The sequence below is a fragment of the Streptomyces sp. NPDC055400 genome, assembly GCF_053644375.1.
This window is the reverse complement of the sequence record NZ_JBSHLM010000016.1, coordinates 136,771-158,383: the sequence shown is the minus strand read 5'-3', so window position 1 is coordinate 158,383 and position 21,613 is coordinate 136,771. Positions and strand designations below refer to the sequence as shown.

The 21,613-nt window shown below is 72.2% G+C and carries 21 protein-coding genes; 14 read left to right on the top strand and 7 right to left on the bottom strand.

Annotated features, from left to right (window positions below; translation table 11 throughout):
- The first annotated feature begins 1 nt into the window (after position 1).
- Genes ACWIGU_RS34785 through ACWIGU_RS34775 form a run of 3 tightly spaced genes read left to right on the top strand, consistent with a single transcriptional unit; the run spans position 2 to position 4,636 of the window.
- On the top strand, positions 2-1,936 hold the full coding sequence (locus ACWIGU_RS34785) for a glycoside hydrolase 5 family protein (RefSeq protein WP_454405660.1): 1,935 nt from the start codon (positions 2-4) through the stop codon (positions 1,934-1,936).
- A complete protein-coding gene (locus ACWIGU_RS34780) occupies positions 1,933-4,194 on the top strand; it encodes a glycoside hydrolase family 3 N-terminal domain-containing protein (protein WP_454405659.1) in 2,262 nt (753 codons plus the stop codon). Before ACWIGU_RS34785 ends, ACWIGU_RS34780 begins: the two co-directional genes overlap by 4 nt.
- 49 nt (positions 4,195-4,243) lie before the next feature.
- On the top strand, positions 4,244-4,636 hold the full coding sequence (locus ACWIGU_RS34775) for a YchJ family protein (protein ID WP_454405658.1): 393 nt from the start codon (positions 4,244-4,246) through the stop codon (positions 4,634-4,636).
- Between the two features lie 15 nt (positions 4,637-4,651).
- Here ACWIGU_RS34775 and ACWIGU_RS34770 read toward each other — a convergent pair whose 3' ends face one another.
- Entirely contained in the window at positions 4,652-5,353 is a 702-nt protein-coding gene (locus ACWIGU_RS34770; RefSeq protein ID WP_454405657.1) for a FadR/GntR family transcriptional regulator, read from the bottom strand.
- Between the two features lie 130 nt (positions 5,354-5,483).
- Between ACWIGU_RS34770 and ACWIGU_RS34765 the strand changes: the two genes are divergently transcribed.
- Genes ACWIGU_RS34765 through ACWIGU_RS34750 form a run of 4 tightly spaced genes read left to right on the top strand, consistent with a single transcriptional unit; the run spans position 5,484 to position 9,345 of the window.
- Entirely contained in the window at positions 5,484-6,035 is a 552-nt protein-coding gene (locus tag ACWIGU_RS34765; protein WP_356280352.1) for a gluconokinase, read from the top strand.
- Positions 6,036-6,069: 34 nt separating this feature from the next.
- Entirely contained in the window at positions 6,070-7,467 is a 1,398-nt protein-coding gene (locus ACWIGU_RS34760) for a GntT/GntP/DsdX family permease (RefSeq protein ID WP_454405656.1), read from the top strand.
- Between the two features lie 46 nt (positions 7,468-7,513).
- Positions 7,514-8,287 (top strand): SDR family oxidoreductase, encoded by a 774-nt coding sequence (locus ACWIGU_RS34755; protein WP_454405655.1) that lies wholly within the window; start codon positions 7,514-7,516, stop codon positions 8,285-8,287.
- A 26-nt stretch (positions 8,288-8,313) separates the two neighbouring features.
- Positions 8,314-9,345, top strand: a complete 1,032-nt coding sequence (locus tag ACWIGU_RS34750) for an L-idonate 5-dehydrogenase (RefSeq protein ID WP_454405753.1) — start codon at positions 8,314-8,316, stop codon at positions 9,343-9,345.
- 10 nt (positions 9,346-9,355) lie between these two features.
- On the opposite strand, the gene ACWIGU_RS34745 is transcribed toward ACWIGU_RS34750, so the two are convergent.
- The 5 genes from ACWIGU_RS34745 to ACWIGU_RS34725 all read right to left on the bottom strand — a co-directional run bounded on the left by ACWIGU_RS34745 (position 9,356) and on the right by ACWIGU_RS34725 (position 15,287).
- Complete coding sequence (locus tag ACWIGU_RS34745) at positions 9,356-10,000, bottom strand: cytochrome b/b6 domain-containing protein (RefSeq protein WP_454405654.1); 645 nt, start codon at positions 9,998-10,000, stop codon at positions 9,356-9,358.
- Positions 9,984-10,727 carry a molybdopterin-dependent oxidoreductase gene (locus ACWIGU_RS34740; protein WP_454405653.1) on the bottom strand — a complete coding sequence of 248 codons (744 nt, stop codon included), beginning with the start codon at positions 10,725-10,727 and terminating at the stop codon, positions 9,984-9,986. Before ACWIGU_RS34740 ends, ACWIGU_RS34745 begins: the two co-directional genes overlap by 17 nt.
- Positions 10,728-10,790: 63 nt before the next feature.
- Complete coding sequence (locus tag ACWIGU_RS34735; protein ID WP_454405652.1) at positions 10,791-12,353, bottom strand: APC family permease; 1,563 nt, start codon at positions 12,351-12,353, stop codon at positions 10,791-10,793.
- Between the two features lie 71 nt (positions 12,354-12,424).
- Positions 12,425-13,384: a hypothetical protein gene (locus tag ACWIGU_RS34730; RefSeq protein WP_454405651.1), complete on the bottom strand. Its 960-nt coding sequence runs from the start codon at positions 13,382-13,384 to the stop codon at positions 12,425-12,427.
- A 235-nt stretch (positions 13,385-13,619) separates the two neighbouring features.
- Positions 13,620-15,287, bottom strand: a complete 1,668-nt coding sequence (locus ACWIGU_RS34725; RefSeq protein WP_454405650.1) for an FAD-binding dehydrogenase — start codon at positions 15,285-15,287, stop codon at positions 13,620-13,622.
- 186 nt (positions 15,288-15,473) lie between these two features.
- On the opposite strand from ACWIGU_RS34725, the gene ACWIGU_RS34720 reads away from it, so the two are divergent.
- The 4 genes from ACWIGU_RS34720 to ACWIGU_RS34705 all read left to right on the top strand — a co-directional run bounded on the left by ACWIGU_RS34720 (position 15,474) and on the right by ACWIGU_RS34705 (position 17,772).
- Complete coding sequence (locus ACWIGU_RS34720; RefSeq protein WP_356280332.1) at positions 15,474-16,364, top strand: DMT family transporter; 891 nt, start codon at positions 15,474-15,476, stop codon at positions 16,362-16,364.
- Between the two features lie 62 nt (positions 16,365-16,426).
- On the top strand, positions 16,427-17,014 hold the full coding sequence (locus tag ACWIGU_RS34715; protein ID WP_454405649.1) for an NUDIX hydrolase: 588 nt from the start codon (positions 16,427-16,429) through the stop codon (positions 17,012-17,014).
- Positions 17,015-17,023: 9 nt separating this feature from the next.
- Positions 17,024-17,416 carry a YidH family protein gene (locus ACWIGU_RS34710; protein ID WP_454405648.1) on the top strand — a complete coding sequence of 131 codons (393 nt, stop codon included), beginning with the start codon at positions 17,024-17,026 and terminating at the stop codon, positions 17,414-17,416.
- The gene (locus ACWIGU_RS34705) at positions 17,413-17,772 is read left to right on the top strand and encodes a DUF202 domain-containing protein (RefSeq protein WP_454405647.1); all 360 of its coding nucleotides are present in this window, start codon (positions 17,413-17,415) and stop codon (positions 17,770-17,772) included. Before ACWIGU_RS34710 ends, ACWIGU_RS34705 begins: the two co-directional genes overlap by 4 nt.
- Before the next feature lie 56 nt (positions 17,773-17,828).
- Here the strand turns inward: ACWIGU_RS34705 and ACWIGU_RS34700 are convergent, their stop codons facing one another.
- Positions 17,829-18,764, bottom strand: a complete 936-nt coding sequence (locus ACWIGU_RS34700; RefSeq protein WP_454405646.1) for an NADP-dependent oxidoreductase — start codon at positions 18,762-18,764, stop codon at positions 17,829-17,831.
- An 85-nt stretch (positions 18,765-18,849) separates the two neighbouring features.
- On the opposite strand from ACWIGU_RS34700, the gene ACWIGU_RS34695 reads away from it, so the two are divergent.
- The 3 genes from ACWIGU_RS34695 (at position 18,850) to ACWIGU_RS34685 (ending at position 21,583) form a co-directional block, all read left to right on the top strand.
- Positions 18,850-19,146 (top strand): hypothetical protein, encoded by a 297-nt coding sequence (locus tag ACWIGU_RS34695; RefSeq protein ID WP_454405645.1) that lies wholly within the window; start codon positions 18,850-18,852, stop codon positions 19,144-19,146.
- 175 nt (positions 19,147-19,321) lie between these two features.
- A complete protein-coding gene (locus ACWIGU_RS34690; RefSeq protein WP_454405644.1) occupies positions 19,322-20,356 on the top strand; it encodes a phosphotransferase family protein in 1,035 nt (344 codons plus the stop codon).
- A 6-nt stretch (positions 20,357-20,362) separates the two neighbouring features.
- A complete protein-coding gene (locus ACWIGU_RS34685) occupies positions 20,363-21,583 on the top strand; it encodes an acyl-CoA dehydrogenase family protein (protein ID WP_454405643.1) in 1,221 nt (406 codons plus the stop codon).
- Positions 21,584-21,613 lie beyond the last annotated feature (30 nt).

Below are 21,613 nucleotides of genomic sequence, written 5' to 3'. Positions count from 1 at the left end.
CATGCGACGCCACAGCGCCCACCTCACCCACGACTCCGCCGTCCTGCCCTGGCTCGGCGCCAACTTCTGGTCCCGCACCGGCGGTCCCCTGATGTGGCGCGACTACGAGCCGAAGACGGTGCGCGAGGAACTGGCGGTGCTGCGCGAGCACGGTCTGAACATGACCCGCTCGTTCTTCTACTGGCCCGACTTCCACCCCGAACCGCACCGGATCGACGAGGAGTTGTGCGAACGCTTCCGCGACTTCCTCGAGGCGCACGCCGAGGCGGGCATGGGCACCGTACCGACGTTCATCGTCGGCCACATGTCCGGCGAGAACTGGGATCCGGCCTGGCGCGGGGGCCGGGACCTGTACGAGGACGTGTGGATGGTCGGCCGCCAGGCGTGGTTCGTGGCGCAGATGACGCGCCGTTTCAAGGACCACCCGGCGGTCACGGGCTGGCTGATCACCAACGAGATGCCGGGCTACGGGCGGATCTACCAGGTCGACCCGCCCTCCAGTGACGTCGTCACGGCGTGGGCGCAGGCCATGTGCAACGCGGTGCGCGCGGCCGGCGGCACCCAGCCCGTCTCCCTGGGCGACGGCGCGTGGGGCATCGAGGTGACGGGCCGCGACAACGGTTTCTCGCTGCGGGACACCGCCGAGTACGTCGACTTCGTGGGCCCGCACGTCTACCGCTCCGACACGGACCGGCCGCGCCAGCACTACCGTGCCGCGTTCGAGTGCGAGCTCGCGGCCGTCACCGGGCAGCCGGTGGTCCTGGAGGAGTTCGGCCTGTCTACGGACACGGTCTCCGCCGAGAACGCGGGCGTGTACTACCGCCAGACCCTGCACAACTCACTGCTGGGCGGCGCGACGGGCTGGGTCGCCTGGAACAACACGGACTACGACGACCTGTGGGACCGGTCCCCCTACGACCACCACCCCTTCGAGATGCACTTCGGCATCACGGACAGCGCGGGCGCCCCGAAGGCCCCGCTCGTCGAACTCGCCGCGTTCGCGAAGGTGTTGGAGCAGGTCGACTTCGCGCGCTGCCGCCGCTCGGACGCCGGGGCCGCGCTCGTCGTGCCCGCGTTCCTGGAGCGCGGCTACCCGTACAGCCGCCCGGCCGACCGCCCGCTCATCTTCACCTCGCTCCACCAGGGGTACGTCGCGGCGCGCGCCGCCGACCTGGCGGTGGGCCTCACCCGGGAGGCGGACGGCCTCAGCGAGGACGCACAGCTCTATCTCCTCCCCGCGACACGGCAGTTGACGACCCGCACCCGGCGCGCGCTGGCACGGCGGGCCACCGAGGGAGCCACGGTCTACCTGTCGTTCTGCTCGGGCGAGCACCCCGGGACGCGCGGGCCGTGGTTCGACGACCTGGACGGGCTGTTCGGCGTCGAGATGCAGCTGTCGTACGGGGTGGCCGAGCCGATCGAGGACGACGTCCTGGAGATGACGTTCACGACGGACTTCGGGGGCATCAGGGCCGGTGAGACCCTGCGCTTCCCGGTCGCGGGCAACGAGGACAGCCGGGCGTACCTGCCGGTCGAGGCGCGCGACGCGGAGGTCGTCGCCGTCGACGCGCACGGCCGCCCCGCGCTGCTTTCGCGCGCCACGGGCCTCGGCCGCACCGTCCTCGCGACGTATCCGCTGGAGCACATGGCCGCCCGCACGGCGCACGTCAACCCGGAGCAGACGCACCGGCTGTACGCGGCGCTCGCCGAAGTCGCCGGCGTGGCTCGGCCCGTGACGGTCGAGAGCCCGTACGTGTCGGCCGATGTGCTGGTCCATGAGGACGGGCGGCGGTTCGTGTGGCTGGTGAGCCAGTCCGGGCAGGAGGTGGCGGTGCGTCCGGAGGCGGACGGAACGCTGCACGACGCGGGGTCGGGCGAGCCCGTCACGGACGTCGCCCTGGACCCGTACGGCGTGCGCATCCTGGAACTGCGATGAGCGAGCCGCTGTACCGCGACCCGGCGGCCCCGGTGCCCGCGCGCGTGCGGGACCTGCTCGGCCGGATGACCCTCACCGAGAAGGCCGGGCAGCTCAACCAGCGGATGTACGGCTGGCACGCGTACGAGCGCACCGGCCCGGGCCACCGGCTCACGGACGCGTTCCGCTCCGAGGTCGCCGCGTACGACGGCATGGGCGCCCTGTACGGGCTCCAGCGCGCGGACCCGTGGTCCGGGGTGACGTTCGCCGACGGGATCACGGCGGCGGACGCGGCGGGCGTCGCGGACGCGGTACAGCGGCACATGGTCGAGCAGACGCGCCTCGGCATCCCGGTGCTCCTGGTCGAGGAGGTCCCGCACGGCCACCAGGCGCTCGACGGCACCGTCCTGCCGGTGAACCTGGCCGTCGGCTCGACGTGGGACCCGGACCTCTACGAGGAGGCGGCGGCCGCGGCCGGGGCCGAACTGCGGGCCAGGGGCGGCCATCTGGCCCTGGTGTCGGCGCTCGACCTCGTGCGCGACCCGCGCTGGGGCCGGGCCGAGGAGTGCTTCGGCGAGGACCCGTATCTGGCGGCCCGGTTCACCGAGGCGCTCGTACGGGGCATGCGGCGGGCCGGGGTCGGGGTGGTGCTGAAGCACTTCGCGGGCCAGGGTTCCTCGGTGGGCGGGCGCAACAGCGCGGCGACCGAGCTCGGCGTCCGCGAACTGCACGAGATCCATCTGGCGGCGGCGCGGGCGGGGGTCCGTGCGGGCGCCGCGGGCGTGATGGCGGCGTACAACGAGTTCGACGGTCTGCCGTGCGCCGCGAGCCGGTATCTCCTGACCGAACTCCTGCGGGAGCGCTGGGGGTTCGACGGCATCGTGATGGCCGACGGGGGCGCGCTCGACCGGCTGACACGCCTGGCCGGCGATCCCGCGGCGGCGGGCGCGCTCGCCCTGGCGGCGGGCACGGATCTGAGCCTGTGGGACGACTGCTTCCCGCGACTGGGCGATGCCGTCGAGCGGGGGCTCGTGGCGGAAGAGACCGTGGACAGGGCGGTGGAGCGCGTCCTCGCGCTCAAGTTCCGGCTCGGCCTCTTCGAGCGGCCGTACGTCGGGAGGACTGAACAGCCTTCCGGCGTCCGGGAGTTGAGCGAGCGCCTGGCGCGTGAGTCGATCGTGCTCCTGGAGCACGACGGGGTGACGCTGCCGCTCGGCCCTTCCCTGCGCCGCATCGCGGTCATGGGTCCCGGCGCGGACTCCGTTCCCGGCCAGATCGGTGACTACACCGCGCCGCAGCGGCCCGGCTCGGGTGTCACCGTGCTCGACGGGATCCGGGCGGGGGCCGCGCCCGGCGCCGAAGTGACGTACGCGCGCGGGTGCGGACTCGTCGGCGGCGACGTGTCCGGCGTGCCGGAGGCGGTCGCTCTGGCCGCGTCGGCGGACGTGGCCGTGCTCGTCCTCGGCGGGTCGAGCGCCCGCGAGGACGACACGCGCTTCGAGGCCAACGGGGCGGCCGTCGTCTCCTCGGGGAACCCGGTGGGCATGACCTGCGGTGAAGGCGTCGACCTGGCCGATCTGCGCCTGCCGGTAGGGCAGTTGGCGCTGCTCGACGCGGTGGCGGCGACGGGCACCCCGGTCGTCGTGGTCCTGGTCCAGGGCCGCCCGCACGCGCTGCCCGACCTCACGGGGAAGGCGAAGGGCGTGCTGTGCGCCTGGTATCCGGGGCCGTGGGGCGGACGGGCGGTGGCCGACGTGCTGTTCGGGGCCGCGTCGCCGACGGGCCGGCTCCCCGTGTCGGTGCCGCGCTCCGCCGCGCAGCTGCCGGTGTTCTACAACGCCAAGGACCATGGCTACGGCGGCTACGTGGACCAGAGCGCCACCGCGCGGCACCCCTTCGGCCACGGCCTGTCCTACTCCACGGTCGAGTACGGGGCACCCCGCCTGGCGCGCTCCGAAGTCAGGGCCGATGACCCCGGCACCACCTGCTCCGTCACCGTGACCAACACCGGGACGCGGCCCGTGCGCGAGACGGTGCAGCTGTATGTGCGCCGGGTGTCGGGCGGCACGTCGTGGCCGCGGGCGCGGGAACTGCGCGGGTTCGTACGGCTCGACCTGGAGCCCGGCGCGAGCGCCGAGGCCGTGTTCACCGTCGACGCCGAGGTGCTCGCCTCGGTCACCCGCGATCTGGACCTCGCCGTGGAGCCCGGCGAGTTCTCGATCGAGACGGGACCCTCGTCGGACCGCACGCGGGGCACGGCACTGACCGTGACGCCGTGACAGGGGTGGGGGCCGGGTGATCGGCTGCGGAGCTGGTTGAATCATCCGTATGTCACGCCCCGCCCCCACCTGCCCCTGCGGGCTCCCCTCCGCGTATGACGCCTGTTGCGGCCGGTATCACTCCGGAGCGGCGAACGCGCCCACCGCCGAGGCCCTGATGCGGTCCCGCTACTGCGCCTTCGCCCTCAAGGACGCCGCGTATCTGCTGCGGACCTGGCACCCGGCCACCCGGCCCCCGGCCGTCACCTTCGAGCCGGGGACGAAGTGGACCGGTCTGGAGATCCTGGGGACGAGTGAGGGGTCGGCCTTCCACACCACCGGCACCGTGACGTTCCGGGCCCGCTACACCGACGGCGGGCGGCCCGGCTCCCTGCACGAGCGCAGCCGGTTCACACGGCTCGACGGCGCCTGGGTGTACGTGGACGGCGACTTCATCGAGTAGGGCCCGGCTCTGCGATCAGGGCGCGAGGATGTCCAGTTCCTGGAGCGCGCCCACCGCGATCTCGCGCGTGAGCGCCTCCGCGCGGATCGCGTCCCCCTCGCGGACGGCCTCGGCGACGTGCACATGCAGCGACACGGCCACCGGGTCCGGGTCCTCGAACATCACCTGGTGGTGCGTGCGGCCCGCGAGGACCTCCGCGACCACGTCACCGAGCCGGGCGAACATCTCGTTGCCCGACGCGTTCAGGACGACCCGGTGGAACTCGATGTCGTGGACGAGGTACGCCTCCAGCTGATGGCCGCGTGACGTGGCGACCATGCCGAGCGCGCACTCGGTGAGCGCCGCGCACTGCTCGGCCGTGGCGTGCTTCGCGGCGAGCCCGGCCGCGACCGGCTCGACCGCGGAACGCAGCACCGTGAGGGAGCGCAGCTGCCGCGGCCGGTCCGCGCCGGCCAGCCGCCAGCGGATGACCTGCGGGTCGTAGACGTTCCACTCCTGCGTGGGCCGTACGGTCACGCCGACCCGGCGCCGGGACTCCACGAGGTGCATCGACTCGAGCACCCGTACGGCCTCCCGCATGACCGAGCGCGACACCTCGTAGCGCTGGGCCAGCTCGTCCGTGCGCAGCACGCTGCCCGGTGGGTACTCCCCCGCGGTGATGGCGGGGCCGAGGTTCTCCAGTACATGGGCGTGCAGCCCCCGGCCCTGTGTGGTCATGACGTCAGCGTACGAGGCGGGTCGACGGAATAAAAAGTCAGACTTTTGTGTCACAGACTCTTGAATTTGTCCGACCATTTAGGTTTCAGTGGCGTGACACAGCGATGTCGAAGAAGACAGCGAGGACGCGATGAAGACACGACGCACCCCCCACGTCGTCGTAGTCATGGGCGTAGCAGGGACCGGCAAGACCACGATCGGCCCCCTGCTCGCAGACAGGCTCGGCGTTCCGTACGCCGAGGGCGACGACTTCCACCCGCCGGCGAACATCGCCAAGATGTCGGCCGGCACCCCCCTGACCGACGACGACCGGTGGCCGTGGCTCGACGCCATCGGCGCCTGGGCACACGGACGGGCGGGACTCGGCGGCGTCGTCAGCAGCTCCGCCCTCAAGCGGAGCTATCGCGACCGGCTCAGGGCCGAGGCCCCCGGAGTCGTGTTCGTCCACCTCACGGGTGACCGCGCCCTCATCGAGGACCGGATGTCGCACCGCCAGGGCCACTTCATGCCCACGGCCCTCCTTGACTCGCAGTTCGCCACGCTCCAGCCGCTCGCGGCGGACGAGGCGGGCGTCGACGTCGATGTGTCGGGCAGCCCCGAAGAGATCACGGAGCGGGCCGTCGCGGCCCTCGCCGACCTCGAGGGACAGTCCCCGTCCCCTCAGCGCCCGGCGCTGAAGTAGTCCCAGAAGTCCCCACCCACCCCAAGGAAAAACCGTGACCAGTCTCAGCGTCGAGACGCTGGCAGCGGATGCCGTCGAACCGATCACCTCGGCGGGCCACGCCCAGCTGGGGATCGCCGTCCTCGCGGGCATCGCTGTCATCGTTCTGCTCATCACGAAGTTCCGGGTCCACGCCTTCCTGGCGCTGACCATCGGTTCTCTGGCCCTGGGAGCCTTCGCGGGCGCCCCCCTCGACAAGACCATCGTCAGCTTCACCACGGGCCTTGGTTCCACGGTGGCCGGTGTGGGTGTGCTGATCGCGCTCGGCGCGATCCTGGGCAAGCTGCTCGCCGACTCCGGCGGCGCCGACCAGATCGTCGACACGATCCTCGCCAAGGCGGGCGGGCGCGCCATGCCGTGGGCGATGGTCCTGATCGCCTCGGTGATCGGTCTGCCGCTGTTCTTCGAGGTCGGCATCGTGCTGCTGATCCCGGTCGTCCTGATGGTCGCCAAGCGCGGCAACTACTCGCTGATGCGCATCGGCATCCCGGCCCTCGCCGGCCTGTCGGTCATGCACGGCCTGATCCCGCCGCACCCCGGCCCGCTCGTCGCGATCGACGCCGTCGGCGCCAACCTCGGCGTCACGCTCGCCCTGGGTGTCCTCGTCGCCATCCCGACGGTGATCATCGCGGGCCCCGTGTTCTCGAAGTTCGCCGCCCGCTGGGTGGACGTCCAGGCCCCGGACAAGATGACCCCGGCGCGCGCCACCGACGACCTGGAGAAGCGCCCGAGCTTCCGCGCGGCCGTCGCCACGATCCTGCTCCCCGTCGTCCTGATGCTCGCCAAGGCGCTCGTCGACATCGTCGTGGACAAGCCCGAGCACACCGTGCAGCGCGTCTTCGACGTCATCGGCTCGCCGCTGATCGCCCTGCTCGCCGCCGTGATCGTCGGCATGTTCACGCTGGGCCGCGCGGCCGGGTTCACCAAGGACCGGCTGTCCTCCACCGTCGAGAAGTCGCTCGCCCCGATCGCGGGCGTCCTCCTCATCGTCGGCGCGGGCGGCGGCTTCAAGCAGACCCTCATCGACTCCGGCGTGGGCCAGATGGTCCTCGACATCTCCAAGGACTGGTCGATCCCGGCCCTGCTGCTCGCCTGGCTGATCGCGGTCGTCATACGCCTCGCCACGGGCTCCGCCACCGTCGCGACCATCTCGGCGGCCGGTCTCGTGGCGCCGCTCGCGGCCGACATGTCGACCGCGCACACGGCCCTGCTGGTCCTCGCGATCGGCGCCGGCTCGCTCTTCTTCAGCCACGTGAACGACGCGGGCTTCTGGCTGGTGAAGGAGTACTTCGGCCTGAACGTCGGGCAGACCATCAAGACCTGGTCCGTCATGGAGACGATCATCTCGGTCGTCGCCGGTGGACTGGTCCTGCTGCTGTCCCTGGTCATTTAGCGACCTTGTGATCTGGCTCCCTTCGGAGCGACTGGAGTACTGAGCGATGACCCACCCCCTCTTCGACATCAGCGGCCGCACGGCCCTGGTGACCGGTTCCAGCCGCGGGATCGGGTTCGCCCTGGCCCGCGGCCTCCTGGAGGCCGGCGCGACCGTCGTCCTCAACGGACGCGACGAGTCCGCCCTCGCGGACGCGGCCGGGCGGCTGTCGGGGCAGACAGGACGCAGCCCGGTCCACACCGCGGCGTTCGACGTCACGGACGGACCGTCCGTGGCCGCCGGAGTCGCCGGGGTCGAGGAGCGGGTGGGTCCGCTCGACATCCTCGTGAACAACGCGGGCATGCAACTGCGCGCCCCGCTCCTGGAGTTCACCGACGCCGACTGGCACCGGGTGCTCGACACCAATCTGACGAGCGCGTTCCTGGTGGGCCGTGAGGCGGCCCGCGGCATGGTCGAACGCGGCCACGGAAAGATCATCAACATCTGCTCGCTGCAGAGCGAGGTCGTGCGGCCCGGCATCGCGCCCTACGCCGCCACCAAGGGCGCCCTGAAGATGCTCACCAAGGGCATGTGCGCCGACTGGGGCCCCTCCGGGGTCCAGGTCAACGGGCTCGGCCCCGGCTACATCGAGACCGAGCTGACCCAGCCGCTCGTCCGCGACGAGGAGTTCAGCGCCTGGGTCCGCCGCAGGACCCCGGCCGGCCGCTGGGGCCGCACCGATGACCTCGTCGGCGGCACCCTGTTCCTGGCCTCCCCCGCGTCCGACTTCGTCAGCGGGCAGATCCTCTACGTCGACGGCGGCATGACGAGCGTTCTCTAGAAGACCTCATGGCTCAAGGAGACCTGATGCTGGGCTGCGTGATCCACGGCGCGGGAGATCTGCGCGTCGACGAACTCCCCTCCCCCGAACCCGGCCCGGGCCAGGCGCTCGTCGCCGTCCGCTACGGCGGCGTGTGCGGCTCCGACCTGCACTACTGGCGCCACGGCGGTGTCGGCGACTTCCGGCTCCAGGAACCCATGCTGCTCGGCCACGAGGTCGTGGGCACGGTCGTCTCGTACGGGGACGGTGCCACCGGCCCCGCGCCCGGCACGGCCGTCGCCGTGCACCCCGCCACTCCCTGCGGGATCTGCCCCGAGTGCGTGGACGGGCGGCGCAATGTGTGCCGCGACACCCGCTACCTCGGCAGCGCGGCCCGCACCCCCCACGTCCAGGGCGGCTTCGCCGCGCGGATCGCCGTCCCCGCCGGCCAGTTGAGGGCCGTGCCCGACGGGCTTCCGCTCGACCGGGCCGCCCTCGCCGAACCCCTCGCGGTGGCGCTGCACGCGGTGCGCCGGGCGGGACCGGTCGCGGGCCGGCACGTGCTCGTGACCGGCGCGGGCCCCATCGGCTGCCTCGTCGTCGCCGCGGCCAAGGCGGCCGGGGCGGCCCACGTGACCGCCACCGATCTCCTCCCCGAGGCCCTCCGGTACGCGGAACTCGCCGGCGCCGACACCCTCGTACGCGCGGACGACCCGGCCGACAAGGGCTGGCCCGACGAGGCCCACGCGGCCGTCGAGGCGTCGGGCGTGGCCGCCGGGCTCGACAGCTGCCTGCGCCATGTGCGGCGCGGCGGTGTGGTCGTACAGCTCGGGATGCTGCCGCCGGGGCAGAGCCCGTTCGCGGGGAACCTCGTGGTCAGCCGGGAGATCGAGCTGCGCGGGGCGTTCCGCTTCGACACGGAGTTCGACGACGCGCTGCGCCTGCTCGCCGAGCAGCCGGGACTCGCGGAACTGATCAGCGCGGTGGTCCCGGTGGCGGAGGCGGAGTCGGCGTTCGCGCTGGCCGCGGACCGCGCACGGGCGTGCAAGGTCCTCCTGGACTTCGGCCCGGGCGCGTAATACGGCGTCTTCAAGGCAGCCACTCGCCGTGCTCGCGTTCGGCCCAGTCCCTCCCCACGAAGCCGGTCCGCATCCCGAGCCGCGCCTCGGGATCCGCCCACGCCTTCGCGATGTGCCCGGCGACCACGATGCCGAGGGCGAGGGACAGCCAGTCGTGCACGAAGGTGCTGCCCGTGCGCCAGGTGAGGGGCGCGATGGGGGTCCCCCCTGCTCGAGCGAAGCCGAGAGCTTGGGGGAGGGTGAACCACATGAGCAGGCCCGTGCCGAGCATCACCAGGACCGCTCCCCCGAGCCAGCCCGCGTACAGCTTCTGGCCCGCGTTGAACTTGCCCGCGGGCCTCGGGCCCGAGCGGCGCAGGGCGGAGCGCAGCCAGGTGCGGTCGTGCGGGACGAAGCGGTTCAGGCGGCGCAGGTCGGCGCGGAAGGCGCGGGACGCGAGGCCGGCGAGGTAGGGCGCGGGCAGCAGGAGACCGGACCACTCGTGGAGCCTGACCACGAGTTCCCGGCGGCCGACGAGCTCCGCGAGCTGGGGCACGTACAGGCAGGCCGCCGTCAGGACGCACAGGCCCATGAGGGCCGCCGTGGACCGGTGGATCCAGGTCTCGGTGCGGGTGAAGCGCCTTACGCGCGCGGTGAGTTCACTGGGTGGGTTCATCGTCGCGTCCGTTCGAGCGGCCGACCCACGCGTCCACGTCGTAGCCGCGCTCTTCCCAGTAGCCGGGTTCGACACGGTCGGTGACGGTGATGCCGGACAGCCATTTCGCCGACTTGTAGAAGTACATGGGGCCGACGTAGAGGCGGACCGGCCCGCCGTGGGAGTGGCCGAGGGGCTTGTCCTGCATCCGCAGCGCGACGAGCACGTCGGCGCGGCGGGCCTGGGACAGCGTGAGGCTCTCGCTGTACGTGCCGTCGAAGCAGGTCAGCCGCAGCGCCTTGGCGGAGGGCCGGACCCCGGCCGCGTCCAGGACGGTGGAGAGGCGTACGCCCTCGAAGGGGGTCTGAGGCACGCGCCACCCGGTGACGCACTGGACGTCGCGCACGAGGCGGGTCTGCGGCAGCGCCCGCAGCGCGGGGAGCGTGTAGGTGGTGGGCCGGTCGACGAGGCCGTCGACGGTGAGGCGGTAGTCGGCGGCCGATCTGTGCGGGACGGAGGAGGCGACCGAGTAGTAGCGGAAGCCGCCGCCGTTCGGCAGGAGGTCCGTCAGGCCGGTGGGGTCCTTGTCCGCGGCGCTGCCGAGGAAAGATTCGAGGCCGCGCTGAAGGGTGGGCGCGGCGGCGACGCCGAGGGCGCCGAGTCCGAGCATGCCGAGGACGAGACGGCGGCCGACGGGCGCGCCTCGCTGCTCGCCCGGCTCGGGCGGTACGAGTTCTTCCGGGTTCACACACTGATTCGAGCACCCGTGGCCGCCGGTGACCAGTGGCCACGGGTGTTCGTCAGCGTTCTGTCACTTCTGGGCGGGCACGCCGGCCGCCTTCTCCAGCTGGAACGCCTCGTTGCCGAGACCGATCCTGGCGTGCGCCTCGGGGTTCCTGCCGCGCAGGACGACGCCGTGGACGAAGCCGATGACGGCGGCCAGCGCGATGATGCCGGGCAGCACCCAGTTGAGGGAGGAGCCGGGGCCCGAGCCGACGAGGACGTCGAAGTCCTTGACCGTGTAGAAGGCGATGACGAGCAGCGAGATCCCGGCGATCCCCGACGCGATCAGGCGCCAGATCTGAGCGCCCGCGGCGCCGCGCCTGACGAAGAAGACGATCACGGCCAGCGAGGCGGTGGCCATCAGCAGGATGATGCCGAGGGCGCCGACGTTGCCGCCCCAGGTGAAGAGCTTGAGCACCGGCGCCGTCGGGTCGCCCGCCTTGCCGTCGTCGGTGACCGCGAAGGCCACGACGATGATCAGGGAGAGGGCGGTCTGGAGCAGGGAGCCGGTGCCGGGCGCGCCGCTGGAGCTGTTGGTGCGGCCGAAGGCGGCGGGCAGCAGTCCCTCGCGGCCCATGGCGAAGGCGTAGCGCGAGACGACGTTGTGGAAGCTGAGGAGCGCCGCGAACATGCCGGTGACGAACAGGACATGGACGATGTCCGTGAACGTGCCGCCGAGCCTGCTCTCCGTCAGGAAGAACATCAGGCCCGCGCTCTGCTTCTGCGCGGTCGGGATGATCGCGGAGGGTCCCGCGGCGACGGTGAGCGCCCAGGAGCTGATGGCGAAGAAGACGGCGACGAAGCCGACCGCCAGGAACATCACGCGCGGCACGAGGATGTGCGGGCGGCTGGTCTCCTCCGCGTACACGGGCGCCTGCTCGAAGCCGGTGAAGGCGGCGATGCAGAAGCACAGGGCGGTGCCGACGCCCGCGCCGGTGAGGGTGTCCGGGTTGAAGGCGTGCAGCGACAGGCCCTCCCTGGCCGGGTCGCCGATCGCCGCGATGTCGAAGACGACGACCAGCGCGACCTCCACGAGCAGGAGTACGCCGAGCACGCGCGCGTTCACGTCGATCTTCAGCAGGGCGAGCGCGCCGACGGCGAGCACGGCGACCAGCGCCGGGATCCACCAGGCGATGCTGAGGTCTAGGTAGGTGGCGAGGAGGTTGGACACCTCGAACCCGAACATCCCGTAGATGCCGACCTGGAGGACGCTGTAGGCGACGAGCGCGACCAGGGCGGCGCCCGCACCGGCGGTCGGGCCGAGGCCGCGGGATATGTACGCGTAGAAGGCGCCGGCGTTGTGGACGTGCCGGCTCATCTCGGCGTAGCCGACGCTGAAGAGGGCGAGGACGACGCCCAGGATGAGGAAGAGCAGCGGCTGCCCGACGACGCCCATCACGGCGAACGTGGTGGGCATGACGCCGGCGACCACCATGAGCGGGCCCGTCGCGGCCAGCACGGAGAGCAGCAGGCCCGCCGTGCCGAGTCGGCCGGCGCGCAGAGCGCTCTCCTGTCCCTTGAAGGTGCTGATCCCCGCGTCGGACGCGGGGGGTGGTGCCGTGTCGCTCGTGCTCGAACTGCCCGTCGTCATGGCGGGGTTGTCCCTTCCCTGTGGATGAGCGCTGCTGGTGCGGGTGTCTGTGGGATGCCTGGGGCGTCGTCCTAGGCCGTGCCGAGCGCGGCGCGGCGCGCGGCGCCGAACGCTTCGTGCGGATCCCGGTCCGGGTACGACCAGGGGGCCGCGGTGGCATGCCGGCCGATGCGGTGGAACAGGGCGGCGGCCTCCGCGGACCTGCCCTCGCAGGATTTGGCGTGGGCGAGGAAGTTCAGGTCGACGCGGCCGCGCGGATGAGCGGGGCTCTCCGGAGAGCCCCATTCGAGCCACCAGTCGAAGGCGGCCTTCATCACGACGCGAGCGCGGCGGCCCGTCCAGTGTCCGGACGCCTTGGGGTCGGGCGGTTCACTGCCGGCGGTGGCGAGGACGCGGTAGCGCTCAGCGTGCGCGACGACGGGGAGGACGGCCAGCGGTGACCGGGGTCCGGCCTGTTCGGCGGCCCAGGACGCGAAGTCGTAGACCTCGTGGAGCGGGTCCTGGCCCGCGTCGGGGCGGCGTTCGGCGAGCCTGGCGACCATCAGGTGGTGGGCGTGGTGGTGCTCGGGGTGGCGGTGGCGGATCTCGTCGAAGATGCGGACCACGTCCTCCTCGCGGCCCATGTCCCGTTCCAGGAGCAGGAGTCCGAGCCAGGGAGTGGGGTCGGCGGGCGCGAGGGCTGCGGCGGCGCGGCAGGCGTCGCGGGCCTTTTCGGGTCGTGACTTGCCGGTACGGGCGCGCTGCACCGCGGCGAGGGCGAGCAGGACGGCGGCGTCGGCCGACTCGGGTTCGGCGAGCCGCCAGTCACTGACCCAGGCGGTGGTCGTGGGCTCCTCGGCGAGGACGACGACGCGATGGCCGCGGCGGTCCCAGTCGTCGCCGGTGGCCGAGATCAGTTCCCTGACCTCGGTCCAGCGCCCCTGAGCGAGGGCCGCGCGGGCGGCCACGAGGCCGCTGTCGTCGAGCGCGGAGTCGAACGGGGCAGCGGCACGCTTGCGGGCACGCCCGAGTGGTGGTGGGGGTGGGGGCACCGCGGGAAGTCCTCTACGACGCGGCTTGCTTGAGGTGATCACGCACAGCAAAGCGGTACGGGGTGCTCCGAGTCAAGAGCAGACCAAGGAGCGGTCTTCACCAACTCGTTTCACAATCCCCGGAGTTCGCCCTCGCGATCCGCTAATCCCCTTTCTCACCTGGGCTGTTGAGCTGGTGACACGAGACAGCACCCCGGACCGCAGAGAAGCGTCCAGGGTGCCGTCAAGGCGAGATTCAGCCGGTCGCTAGGGCCGCGGCGCGGCCCGCCGTGCGGCCCGAGAAGAGGCAGCCGCCGAGGAAGGTCCCTTCGAGGGAGCGGTAGCCGTGCACGCCCCCGCCGCCGAACCCGGCCGCCTCCCCCGCCGCGTACACACCCGGCAGGGGCTCACCGCCGTCGGTCAGGACGCGCGAGGACAGGTCGGTCTCCAGGCCGCCGAGCGACTTGCGGGTGAGGATGTTGAGGCGCACCGCGACCAGCGGGCCCGCCTTCGGGTCGAGGATGCGGTGCGGGGCCGCGGTGCGGATGAGGCGGTCGCCGAGGAACTTGCGGGTGCCGCGGATGGCGGTCACCTGGAGGTCCTTGGTGAAGGGGTTGACGATCTCGCGGTCGCGGGCGACGAGGGTGCGGCGCAGCGCGTCCTCGTCGATCAGCGGACCCGACGACTTCTCGGCAAGGGCGTTCATGCCGCGCACGAGGGCGGGGAGGTCCTTCTCGATGACGAAGTCGGCGCCGTGGTCCATGAAGGCCCTGACGGGCGCCGGTACGTCGGCGCGGGCCCGGTCGATGACGCCGCGCACGGACTTCCCGGTGAGGTCGGGGTTCTGCTCGGAGCCGCTGAGGGTGAACTCCTTGCCGATGATGCGCTGGTTGAGCACGAACCACGTGTAGCCGTACCCGGTCTTCATGATGTGGTCGAGGGTGCCGAGGGTGTCGAAGCCGGGGAAGAGCGGCACGGGCAGGCGCTCGCCGCGCGCGTCGAGCCAGAGCGAGGACGGGCCCGGCAGGATGCGGATGCCGTGCTTGTCCCAGATGGGGTTCCAGTTCTCGATGCCCTCGGTGTAGTGCCACATGCGGTCGCCGTTGATGAGGTGCGCGCCCGCGTCCTGCGTTATCCCGAGCATCAGGCCGTCGACGTGCGCGGGCACGCCGGAGAGCATCTTCTCGGGCGGGGTGCCGAGGCGCTCGGGCCAGTTGGCGCGGACCAGGTCGTGGTTCCCGCCGATGCCGCCGGAGGTGACGAGCACCGCCTGCGCCTTGAGCTCGAAGGAGCCCGTGACCGTACGGCTGCTGCCCTGGCCGCGCTCGATGGACGACGGTTCGAGGATCTCGCCGCTGACGGTGTCGACGGCGCCGGCGCTGCGGGACAGGCCGGTCACCCGGTGCCGGAACTTCAGCTGTACGAGACCGCGCGCCACGCCCTCCCTGACGCGGCGCTCGAAGGGGGCGACGAGGCCGGGGCCGGTCCCCCAGGTGATGTGGAAGCGGGGCACCGAGTTCCCGTGCCCGTTCGCGTCGTAGCCGCCTCGCTCCGCCCAGCCGACCACGGGGAAGAAGCGGACGCCCTGCCGGTGCAGCCAGGACCGCTTCTCGCCCGCGGCGAAGTCGACATACGCCTCGGCCCACTTGCGCGGCCAGTGGTCCTCGGCACGGTCGAAGCCGGCGGTGCCCATCCAGTCCTGGAGCGCGAGAGCGTGGCTGTCCTTGATCCGCAGGCGGCGCTGCTCGGGCGAGTCGACGAAGAAGAGACCGCCGAAGGACCAGTGCGCCTGACCACCGATGGACTGCTCCGGCTCCTGGTCCAGAAGGATCACCTTGCGGCCCGCGTCCACGAGTTCCGCCACCGCCGCGAGCCCGGCGAGGCCCGCCCCGATCACGATCACGTCCGCGTCGTACGTCGTCATTGGGGTCCGTCCCTCTCGAAAGTTACCGGTGGGTCAGATCTTGGGCACGGGGGTCGGCGGCGTCAACCTCGCCGACCGGGTCACTCGCGGGGCAGCCGGTGCCGCGGGGCGCTATCGTCGGCCATACACCCGTGCAACGACCCGCCCACGGCCGATCTTGATACCTGCATTCTCGAGGTGCGCAGCGTGTCGGTTCTCGTACTCGTCCTCGCCGTCTCCGCGGCCTTCTGTCTGGGCATCGGATTCGTGCTCCAGCAGAACGCGGCGCAGCACGCCCCGCTGAGCGACTTCCTGTCGCCGCGGCTGCTCCTCGACCTCGTCCGGGTGCCCCGCTGGCTGTTCGGCATAGGTTTCATGGTGTGCGGCATGGTGCTCGGCGCGATCGCGCTGGGCAACGGGGAGATCTCCCTCGTCGAGCCACTGCTCGCGACCAACCTCCTGTTCGCGCTCGCCCTCTCGCGCCACCAGACCCGCCAGCCGCTGGGCAAACAGGGCTGGGCGGGCCTGGCCCTGCTCGCGGGCGGGGTGACGGCCTTCATCGTGGCGGGCGAGCCACGCAGCGGGGACGCGGTCACCGACCCGCTGCGACGCTGGCTGATCATCGGCGTGATGGTGGGCGGCGCGCTGCTGCTCACGGCGTACGCGAAGAAGTCACGGATGAGCGCGGCCCCGGTCCTCCTCGGCGTGGCGGCCGGGCTCCTCTACGGGGTGCAGGACGCGCTGACGCGGATGAGCGGGCAGCTGTTCTCGTCGGGCGGCTGGGCCGGGTTGTTCACCAGCTGGCAGCCGTACGGGGTGCTGGTGCTGGGCGTCACGGGCCTGATCCTGGTGCAGAGCGCCTTCGAGATGGCGCCGCTGCGGATGTCGCTGCCCGCGCTGACGGCGGCGCAGCCGCTCGCGGGCATCGCGTGCGGGGTCGGCTTCATGGGCGACCAACTGCGCATGGATGCCGGGGCGCTCGCCTGGCAGGCGACCGGGCTCACGGCGATCGTTTCGGGGATCGTGCTGCTCGGGATGCATCCGGCGATGCCGACCGCGGGCCCTCGGGAGGGGGACCGGGCGGGGGTCGGGGTCTGAGCTGCCGGGCTCCGAGCTGCCGGGGTCTGCCGGGGTCTTCCGGGTTCTGATGTCATGGGCACATGACCCCTCCCACCGATCCCACGAACGCCGCTGATGCCGCTGCCGCCCCGGATCCGGCGGCGGAGGTGCTCGACATCGTCGACGAACACGACCGGGTGGTCGGACAGGCACCGCGCGGCGAGGCCTATGCACGCGGACTGCGCCACCGGTGCGTGTTCATCCAGGCCAGGGACGCCGCCGGCCGGATCTTCGTGCACCGCCGCACCCCGACGAAGCTGGTGTTCCCGTCCCTCTACGACATGTTCGTCGGCGGCGTCGTGGGCGCCGGCGAGTCCTACGACGACGCTGCCCTGCGCGAGGCGGAGGAGGAACTCGGCGTGTCCGGGCTGCCGCGCCCCGAGCCGCTGTTCAAGTTCCTGTACGACGGCGGGGCGGGCCGCACCTGGTGGTCGTACCTGTACGAAGTGCGCTGCGAGCTGCCGGTGGACCCGCAGGCCGAGGAGGTCGCCTGGCACGGCTTCCTCACCGACGAGGAGCTGGAGCGGCGGCTCCCCGAGTGGCCGTGGGTGCCGGACGGGCTCGACGCGTACGAGCGGCTGCGGGCCTACCGCACAGGGGTCGCGGGCCTGCCCGGACCGCCCGGATAAGGTCACCCCGTGATCGAATTTGTGCGCGGTGTCCGCCTCTGGTTCGCGCCCGAGCGGGTACGGGAGGACGGCGAGACACCCGACTACCGCTTCTCCCTGGCCAACGAGCGCACGTTCCTGGCCTGGCTGCGCACGGCGCTCGCGCTGATCGGCGGCGGGTTCGCCGTGGACCAGTTCCTGCCGGACCTGCGCTGGGCCTGGCGGGCCGGGCTCGCGCTCGCGCTGCTCGCGGCGGGCGCCCTGTGCTCCCTGCGCGCGGTCAGCCACTGGGTGCGCTGCGAGCGGGCGATGCGGCGGGGCGAGGACCTGCCCGTCTCGCGGTTCCCGGCGCTGTTGAGCGTGGTCGTGGCGCTGGTGGCCGTCGCGATGGTGGTGGTCGTGCTGGCCGGGTGGGCGGGGTGAGCGGCCCGTCCGAAGCGCCCTGCGACGGACCGGGCGACGGAGAAGCGGCCGGGCGCGATCCGGGGCTCCAGCCGGCGCGGACGCGGCTCGCCTGGCGGCGGACGACGCTGTCCTGCACCGTGGCCGCGATCCTCGCCGCCAGGACGACACTGAGCGGCGGCGCGGACACCCTCGGCGTGCTGGGCGCTGCCCTGTGCTTCCTGGCGTGGCTGGGGTTCCTGGCGGTGGCGCACCGCCGGATCCGCGAGCTGGCGCTGCACGAGGCAGGGCCGCCCGTACTGACCGGGCGCGCGGCCGTGGTGGCGGTGGCCTGCTCGGTGGCGCTGGCCGCGTTCGCGGCGGCGCTGGTGGTGTGACGGCGGCCTGCGCCGCTCCCTGCCCCCGCTGGTCAGCTGGTCAGTGGGTCAGTCGGTCAGTCGGTCCACGGCACGGTGACCACGATCTTGCCCCTGGTGCGGCCCTCGGCGCTCAGCCGCTGGGCGTCGGCGGCCCGCTCCAGCGGGAACGTCTCGTCGACGTGCACCGTGACCACGTCCTGTTCCGCGAGGTCCGCGAGGCGCGCGAGGTCGGCGGCGTCGGGGCGCACGAAGGCGTAGTGGCCGCCCAGGTCGACGACCGAGGCGTCGGCGATGGACGCGAGCCGGCCGCCCGGCGCGAGCAGGTCCGCGGACACCTTCAGGGCCTCCCCGCCCACCGTGTCGAACACGGCGTCCATGCCCTCCGGAGCGAGCGCCCGCACGCGCTCGGCGAGGCCGTCCCCGTACGTGATCGGTTCGGCGCCCAGCTCCCGCAGGAAGTCGTGGTTGCGTTCGCTCGCCGTGCCGATGACGCGGGCGCCGAGGTGGCGGCCCAGCTGGACCGCGATCGACCCGACGCCGCCGGCCGCCGCGTGGACGAGCACCACATCGCCCTCCTGCACGGCGAGGGCGCCGGTCAGGACCTGGTAGGCGGTGAGCCCGGCGAGCGGCAGCCCGGCCGCCTCCTCGTAGGTGAGGTTCCGGGGCTTGCGGGCCAGGGTGCGCACGGGCGCGGCGACGTACTCGGCGAAGGTCCCGCGGGAGAGGAAGTCCTCGCGTACGTACCCGATCACCTCGTCGCCGGTGACGAACTCGGTGACGGCGGAACCGGGCTGGACCACGACGCCGGACACGTCCCAGCCGGGGATCACGGGGAAGACGGCGTCGAGCACCGGGTCGAGGTAGCCCTCGCGGGCCTTCCAGTCGACGGGGTTCACCGCTGCCGCCCTGACCTTCACCAGGACGGCGTCGGGCCCGACCTTCGGGTCGCCCACCTCCCCGTATTCGAGTACCTCGGGACCGCCGTAGCCGCTGTAGCTGATCGCCTTCATCCGACGTACTCCTCGCGAAAGGCACAGGAACAGCACAAGGGTTCCATAGCTTAATGATCCGGGCATTTCCGACTAACCTGACTCCATGACCACTCTCCACCGGGAACACCCCGTCCACGAGCACACCCACGGCGAGGGCTGCGGCCACGCGGCGGTCCCGCACGGCGACCACATCGACTACGCACACGAGGGGCATCTGCACGCGGAGCACAACGGCCACTGGGACGAGTGCGAGCCCGGCGCTCACACCACGCACCAGGGGCACGAGCACCAGCACGGCCAGAACTGCGGACATCAGGCCGTCACGCACGGCGATCACGTCGACTACGTCCACGACGGGCACCGGCACGCACAGCACGACGGCCACTGGGACGACCACTGACGGTCCGCGGGCCGCACGGGGTGCGGACGACGTTCTCGCCGGACGCACCCGCACCGCCCGGCCGCGGGCAGTAGCGTACGAGATGGATCACATTCAGCCCCCGCCCTGGACGACATACCGACCGGTCGGCATCATGTGACGCGACACCGCTTCACTCTGCCTCCGGAGGACATCGATGAGCGCCGGCCACCCCCCAGGTCTTGACCTCGACCAGCTGCGCGGCCACCTCGACCGGGAGCGCCCGGGGCTCGTGGCCGGTCCGCTGTCCGGGCGTCTCGTCGAGGGCGGCCGGTCGAACCTCACGTACATCGTCGGCGACGGCTCGTCGACCTGGGTGGTCCGCCGCCCGCCACTGGGCCATGTACTCGCCACCGCGCACGACATGAAGCGCGAGCACCGGGTGATCAGCGCCCTGCACCCGACGTCCGTACCGGTGCCCGAGGCGCTGCTCATGTGCGAGGACGACAGCGTGCTCGGCGCGCCGTTCTACGTGATGGAGTACGTGGCGGGCACGCCGTACCGCACGGCCGGCCAGCTCGCACAGCTGGGCCCCGAGCGCACCCGCGCCGCCGTGCTCGCCCTCGTGGACACCCTCGTCGACCTGCACGCCGTGGACCCCGCCGCGGTCGGCCTCGCGGACTTCGGGCGTCCCGAGGGGTTCCTCGACCGGCAGCTGCGGCGCTGGGGCAAGCAGCTCGACGCGTCCAGGAACCGTGAACTGGCCGGCGTCGACGAGCTGCACGCGGCACTCGGCCGCTCGCTGCCCGCCTCGCCCGCGCCCACCGTCGTGCACGGCGACTACCGCCTCGACAACGTCCTGATCAACGAGGACGCCGACGGCGTCGACCGGATCAAGGCCGTCCTCGACTGGGAGATGTCCACGCTCGGCGACCCGCTCACCGACCTGGGCCTGCTGGTGATGTACAGCGCGAAGCTGGACATGCCCGACTCCCCCGTCTCCACGACCGCCGCGGCCGCCGGGCACCCCGACCCCGCCGAGATCGTCGAGCGGTACGCCGCGCGCTCGGGGCGCGACGTCTCCGCCGTCTCCTGGTACACGGCCTTCGCGTGGTTCAAGCTCGCCGTGATCCTCGAAGGCATCCACTACCGCTACACCCTCGGCCAGACCGTCGGGGCAGGCTTCGACCGCATCGGCGAACTCGTGCCCGTGTTCATCGACCACGGCCTGACGACCCTTCAGAAGGGCTGACCCGCAATGGACTTCGCATTCGACGCGCGCACCGAGGAACTGCGCGCGAAACTCCTCGCCTTCATGGACGAGCACGTGTACCCGGCCGAGGCCGTCGCGCACGAGCAGCGCGCACGGCTCGCCTCCCCGTGGGACACTCCGGCCGTCGTCGAGGAGCTGAAGGCCGAGGCAAGGCGGCAGGGCCTGTGGAACCTCTTCCTGCCTGACGCCGAGTACGGCGCCGGGCTGACCAACCTCCAGTACGCGCCGCTGGCCGAGATCACCGGCCGCAGCCCGCAGTTGGCGCCCACGGCCCTCAACTGCGCGGCCCCCGACACGGGCAACATGGAGGTGCTGAGCCAGTTCGGCGACGAGCGCCAGAAGAAGCAGTGGCTGGAGCCGCTGCTCGCCGGTGAGATCCGCTCGGCGTTCGCGATGACCGAGCCCGAGGTGGCCTCCTCGGACGCCACGAACATCACCACGCTCATCGAGCGCTCCGCCGACGGCTCCGAGTACGTCATCACCGGCCGCAAGTGGTACATCTCCGGGGCGATGAACCCGGACTGCAAGATCTTCATCGTGATGGGCAAGACGGACCCCGACGGCGCCGACATCCGCCGCCAGCAGTCCATGGTGCTCGTCCCCCGCGACACCCCCGGCCTCGAAATCCGGCGCGCCATGCAGGTGTACGGGTACGAGGACCACTACCACGGCGGTCACGCCGAGGTCGTCTTCGACCAGGTCCGCGTGCCCGCGAGCAACCTGATCGGCGAGGAGGGCGGCGGCTTCGCCATCGCCCAGGCGCGGCTCGGCCCGGGCCGTATCCACCACTGCATGCGGCTGATCGGCATGGCCGAGCGGGCCATCGAGCTGATGTGCAAGCGGGCCGTGGCCCGTACGGCGTTCGGCAAGCCGCTGGCCCAGCAGGGCGTCGTGCAGGAGTGGATCGCGGACGCGCGGGTCGCGGTGGAGCAGCTGCGTCTCCTCGTCCTGAAGACTGCCTGGCTGATGGACACCGTCGGCAACAAGGGCGCCCACACGGAGATCCAGTCCATCAAGATCGCGACGCCGCGCACGGTCGTCGGCATCATCGACCAGGCCGTCCAGCTGCACGGAGCGGGCGGCGTCAGCCAGGACTTCCCGCTGGCCGAGCTGTGGGCGGGAGCGCGCACCCTGCGCCTCGCGGACGGCCCCGACGAGGTCCACCAGCGCTCGCTGGCCCGGCGCGAGCTGAAGAAGTACCTGTGACGCGGTGACCCCGTGACGTCGAAGGGCCCC

Excerpts from the sequence above, each read along its gene's own strand:
- ACWIGU_RS34695 (WP_454405645.1), top strand. The coding sequence starts at position 18,850 with ATGACCACTCTCCACCGGGAACACCCCGTCCACGAGCACACCCACGGC.
- ACWIGU_RS34780 (WP_454405659.1), top strand. The coding sequence starts at position 1,933 with ATGAGCGAGCCGCTGTACCGCGACCCGGCGGCCCCGGTGCCCGCGCGC.
- ACWIGU_RS34770 (WP_454405657.1), bottom strand. The coding sequence starts at position 5,353 with ATGACCACACAGGGCCGGGGGCTGCACGCCCATGTACTGGAGAACCTC.
- ACWIGU_RS34690 (WP_454405644.1), top strand. The coding sequence starts at position 19,322 with ATGAGCGCCGGCCACCCCCCAGGTCTTGACCTCGACCAGCTGCGCGGC.
- ACWIGU_RS34715 (WP_454405649.1), top strand. The coding sequence starts at position 16,427 with ATGACCCCTCCCACCGATCCCACGAACGCCGCTGATGCCGCTGCCGCC.
- ACWIGU_RS34765 (WP_356280352.1), top strand. The coding sequence starts at position 5,484 with ATGAAGACACGACGCACCCCCCACGTCGTCGTAGTCATGGGCGTAGCA.
- ACWIGU_RS34725 (WP_454405650.1), bottom strand. The coding sequence starts at position 15,287 with ATGACGACGTACGACGCGGACGTGATCGTGATCGGGGCGGGCCTCGCC.
- ACWIGU_RS34735 (WP_454405652.1), bottom strand. The coding sequence starts at position 12,353 with ATGACGACGGGCAGTTCGAGCACGAGCGACACGGCACCACCCCCCGCG.
- ACWIGU_RS34785 (WP_454405660.1), top strand. The coding sequence starts at position 2 with ATGCGACGCCACAGCGCCCACCTCACCCACGACTCCGCCGTCCTGCCC.
- ACWIGU_RS34745 (WP_454405654.1), bottom strand. The coding sequence starts at position 10,000 with ATGAACCCACCCAGTGAACTCACCGCGCGCGTAAGGCGCTTCACCCGC.
- ACWIGU_RS34685 (WP_454405643.1), top strand. The coding sequence starts at position 20,363 with ATGGACTTCGCATTCGACGCGCGCACCGAGGAACTGCGCGCGAAACTC.
- ACWIGU_RS34775 (WP_454405658.1), top strand. The coding sequence starts at position 4,244 with ATGTCACGCCCCGCCCCCACCTGCCCCTGCGGGCTCCCCTCCGCGTAT.
- ACWIGU_RS34755 (WP_454405655.1), top strand. The coding sequence starts at position 7,514 with ATGACCCACCCCCTCTTCGACATCAGCGGCCGCACGGCCCTGGTGACC.
- ACWIGU_RS34700 (WP_454405646.1), bottom strand. The coding sequence starts at position 18,764 with ATGAAGGCGATCAGCTACAGCGGCTACGGCGGTCCCGAGGTACTCGAA.
- ACWIGU_RS34750 (WP_454405753.1), top strand. The coding sequence starts at position 8,314 with ATGCTGGGCTGCGTGATCCACGGCGCGGGAGATCTGCGCGTCGACGAA.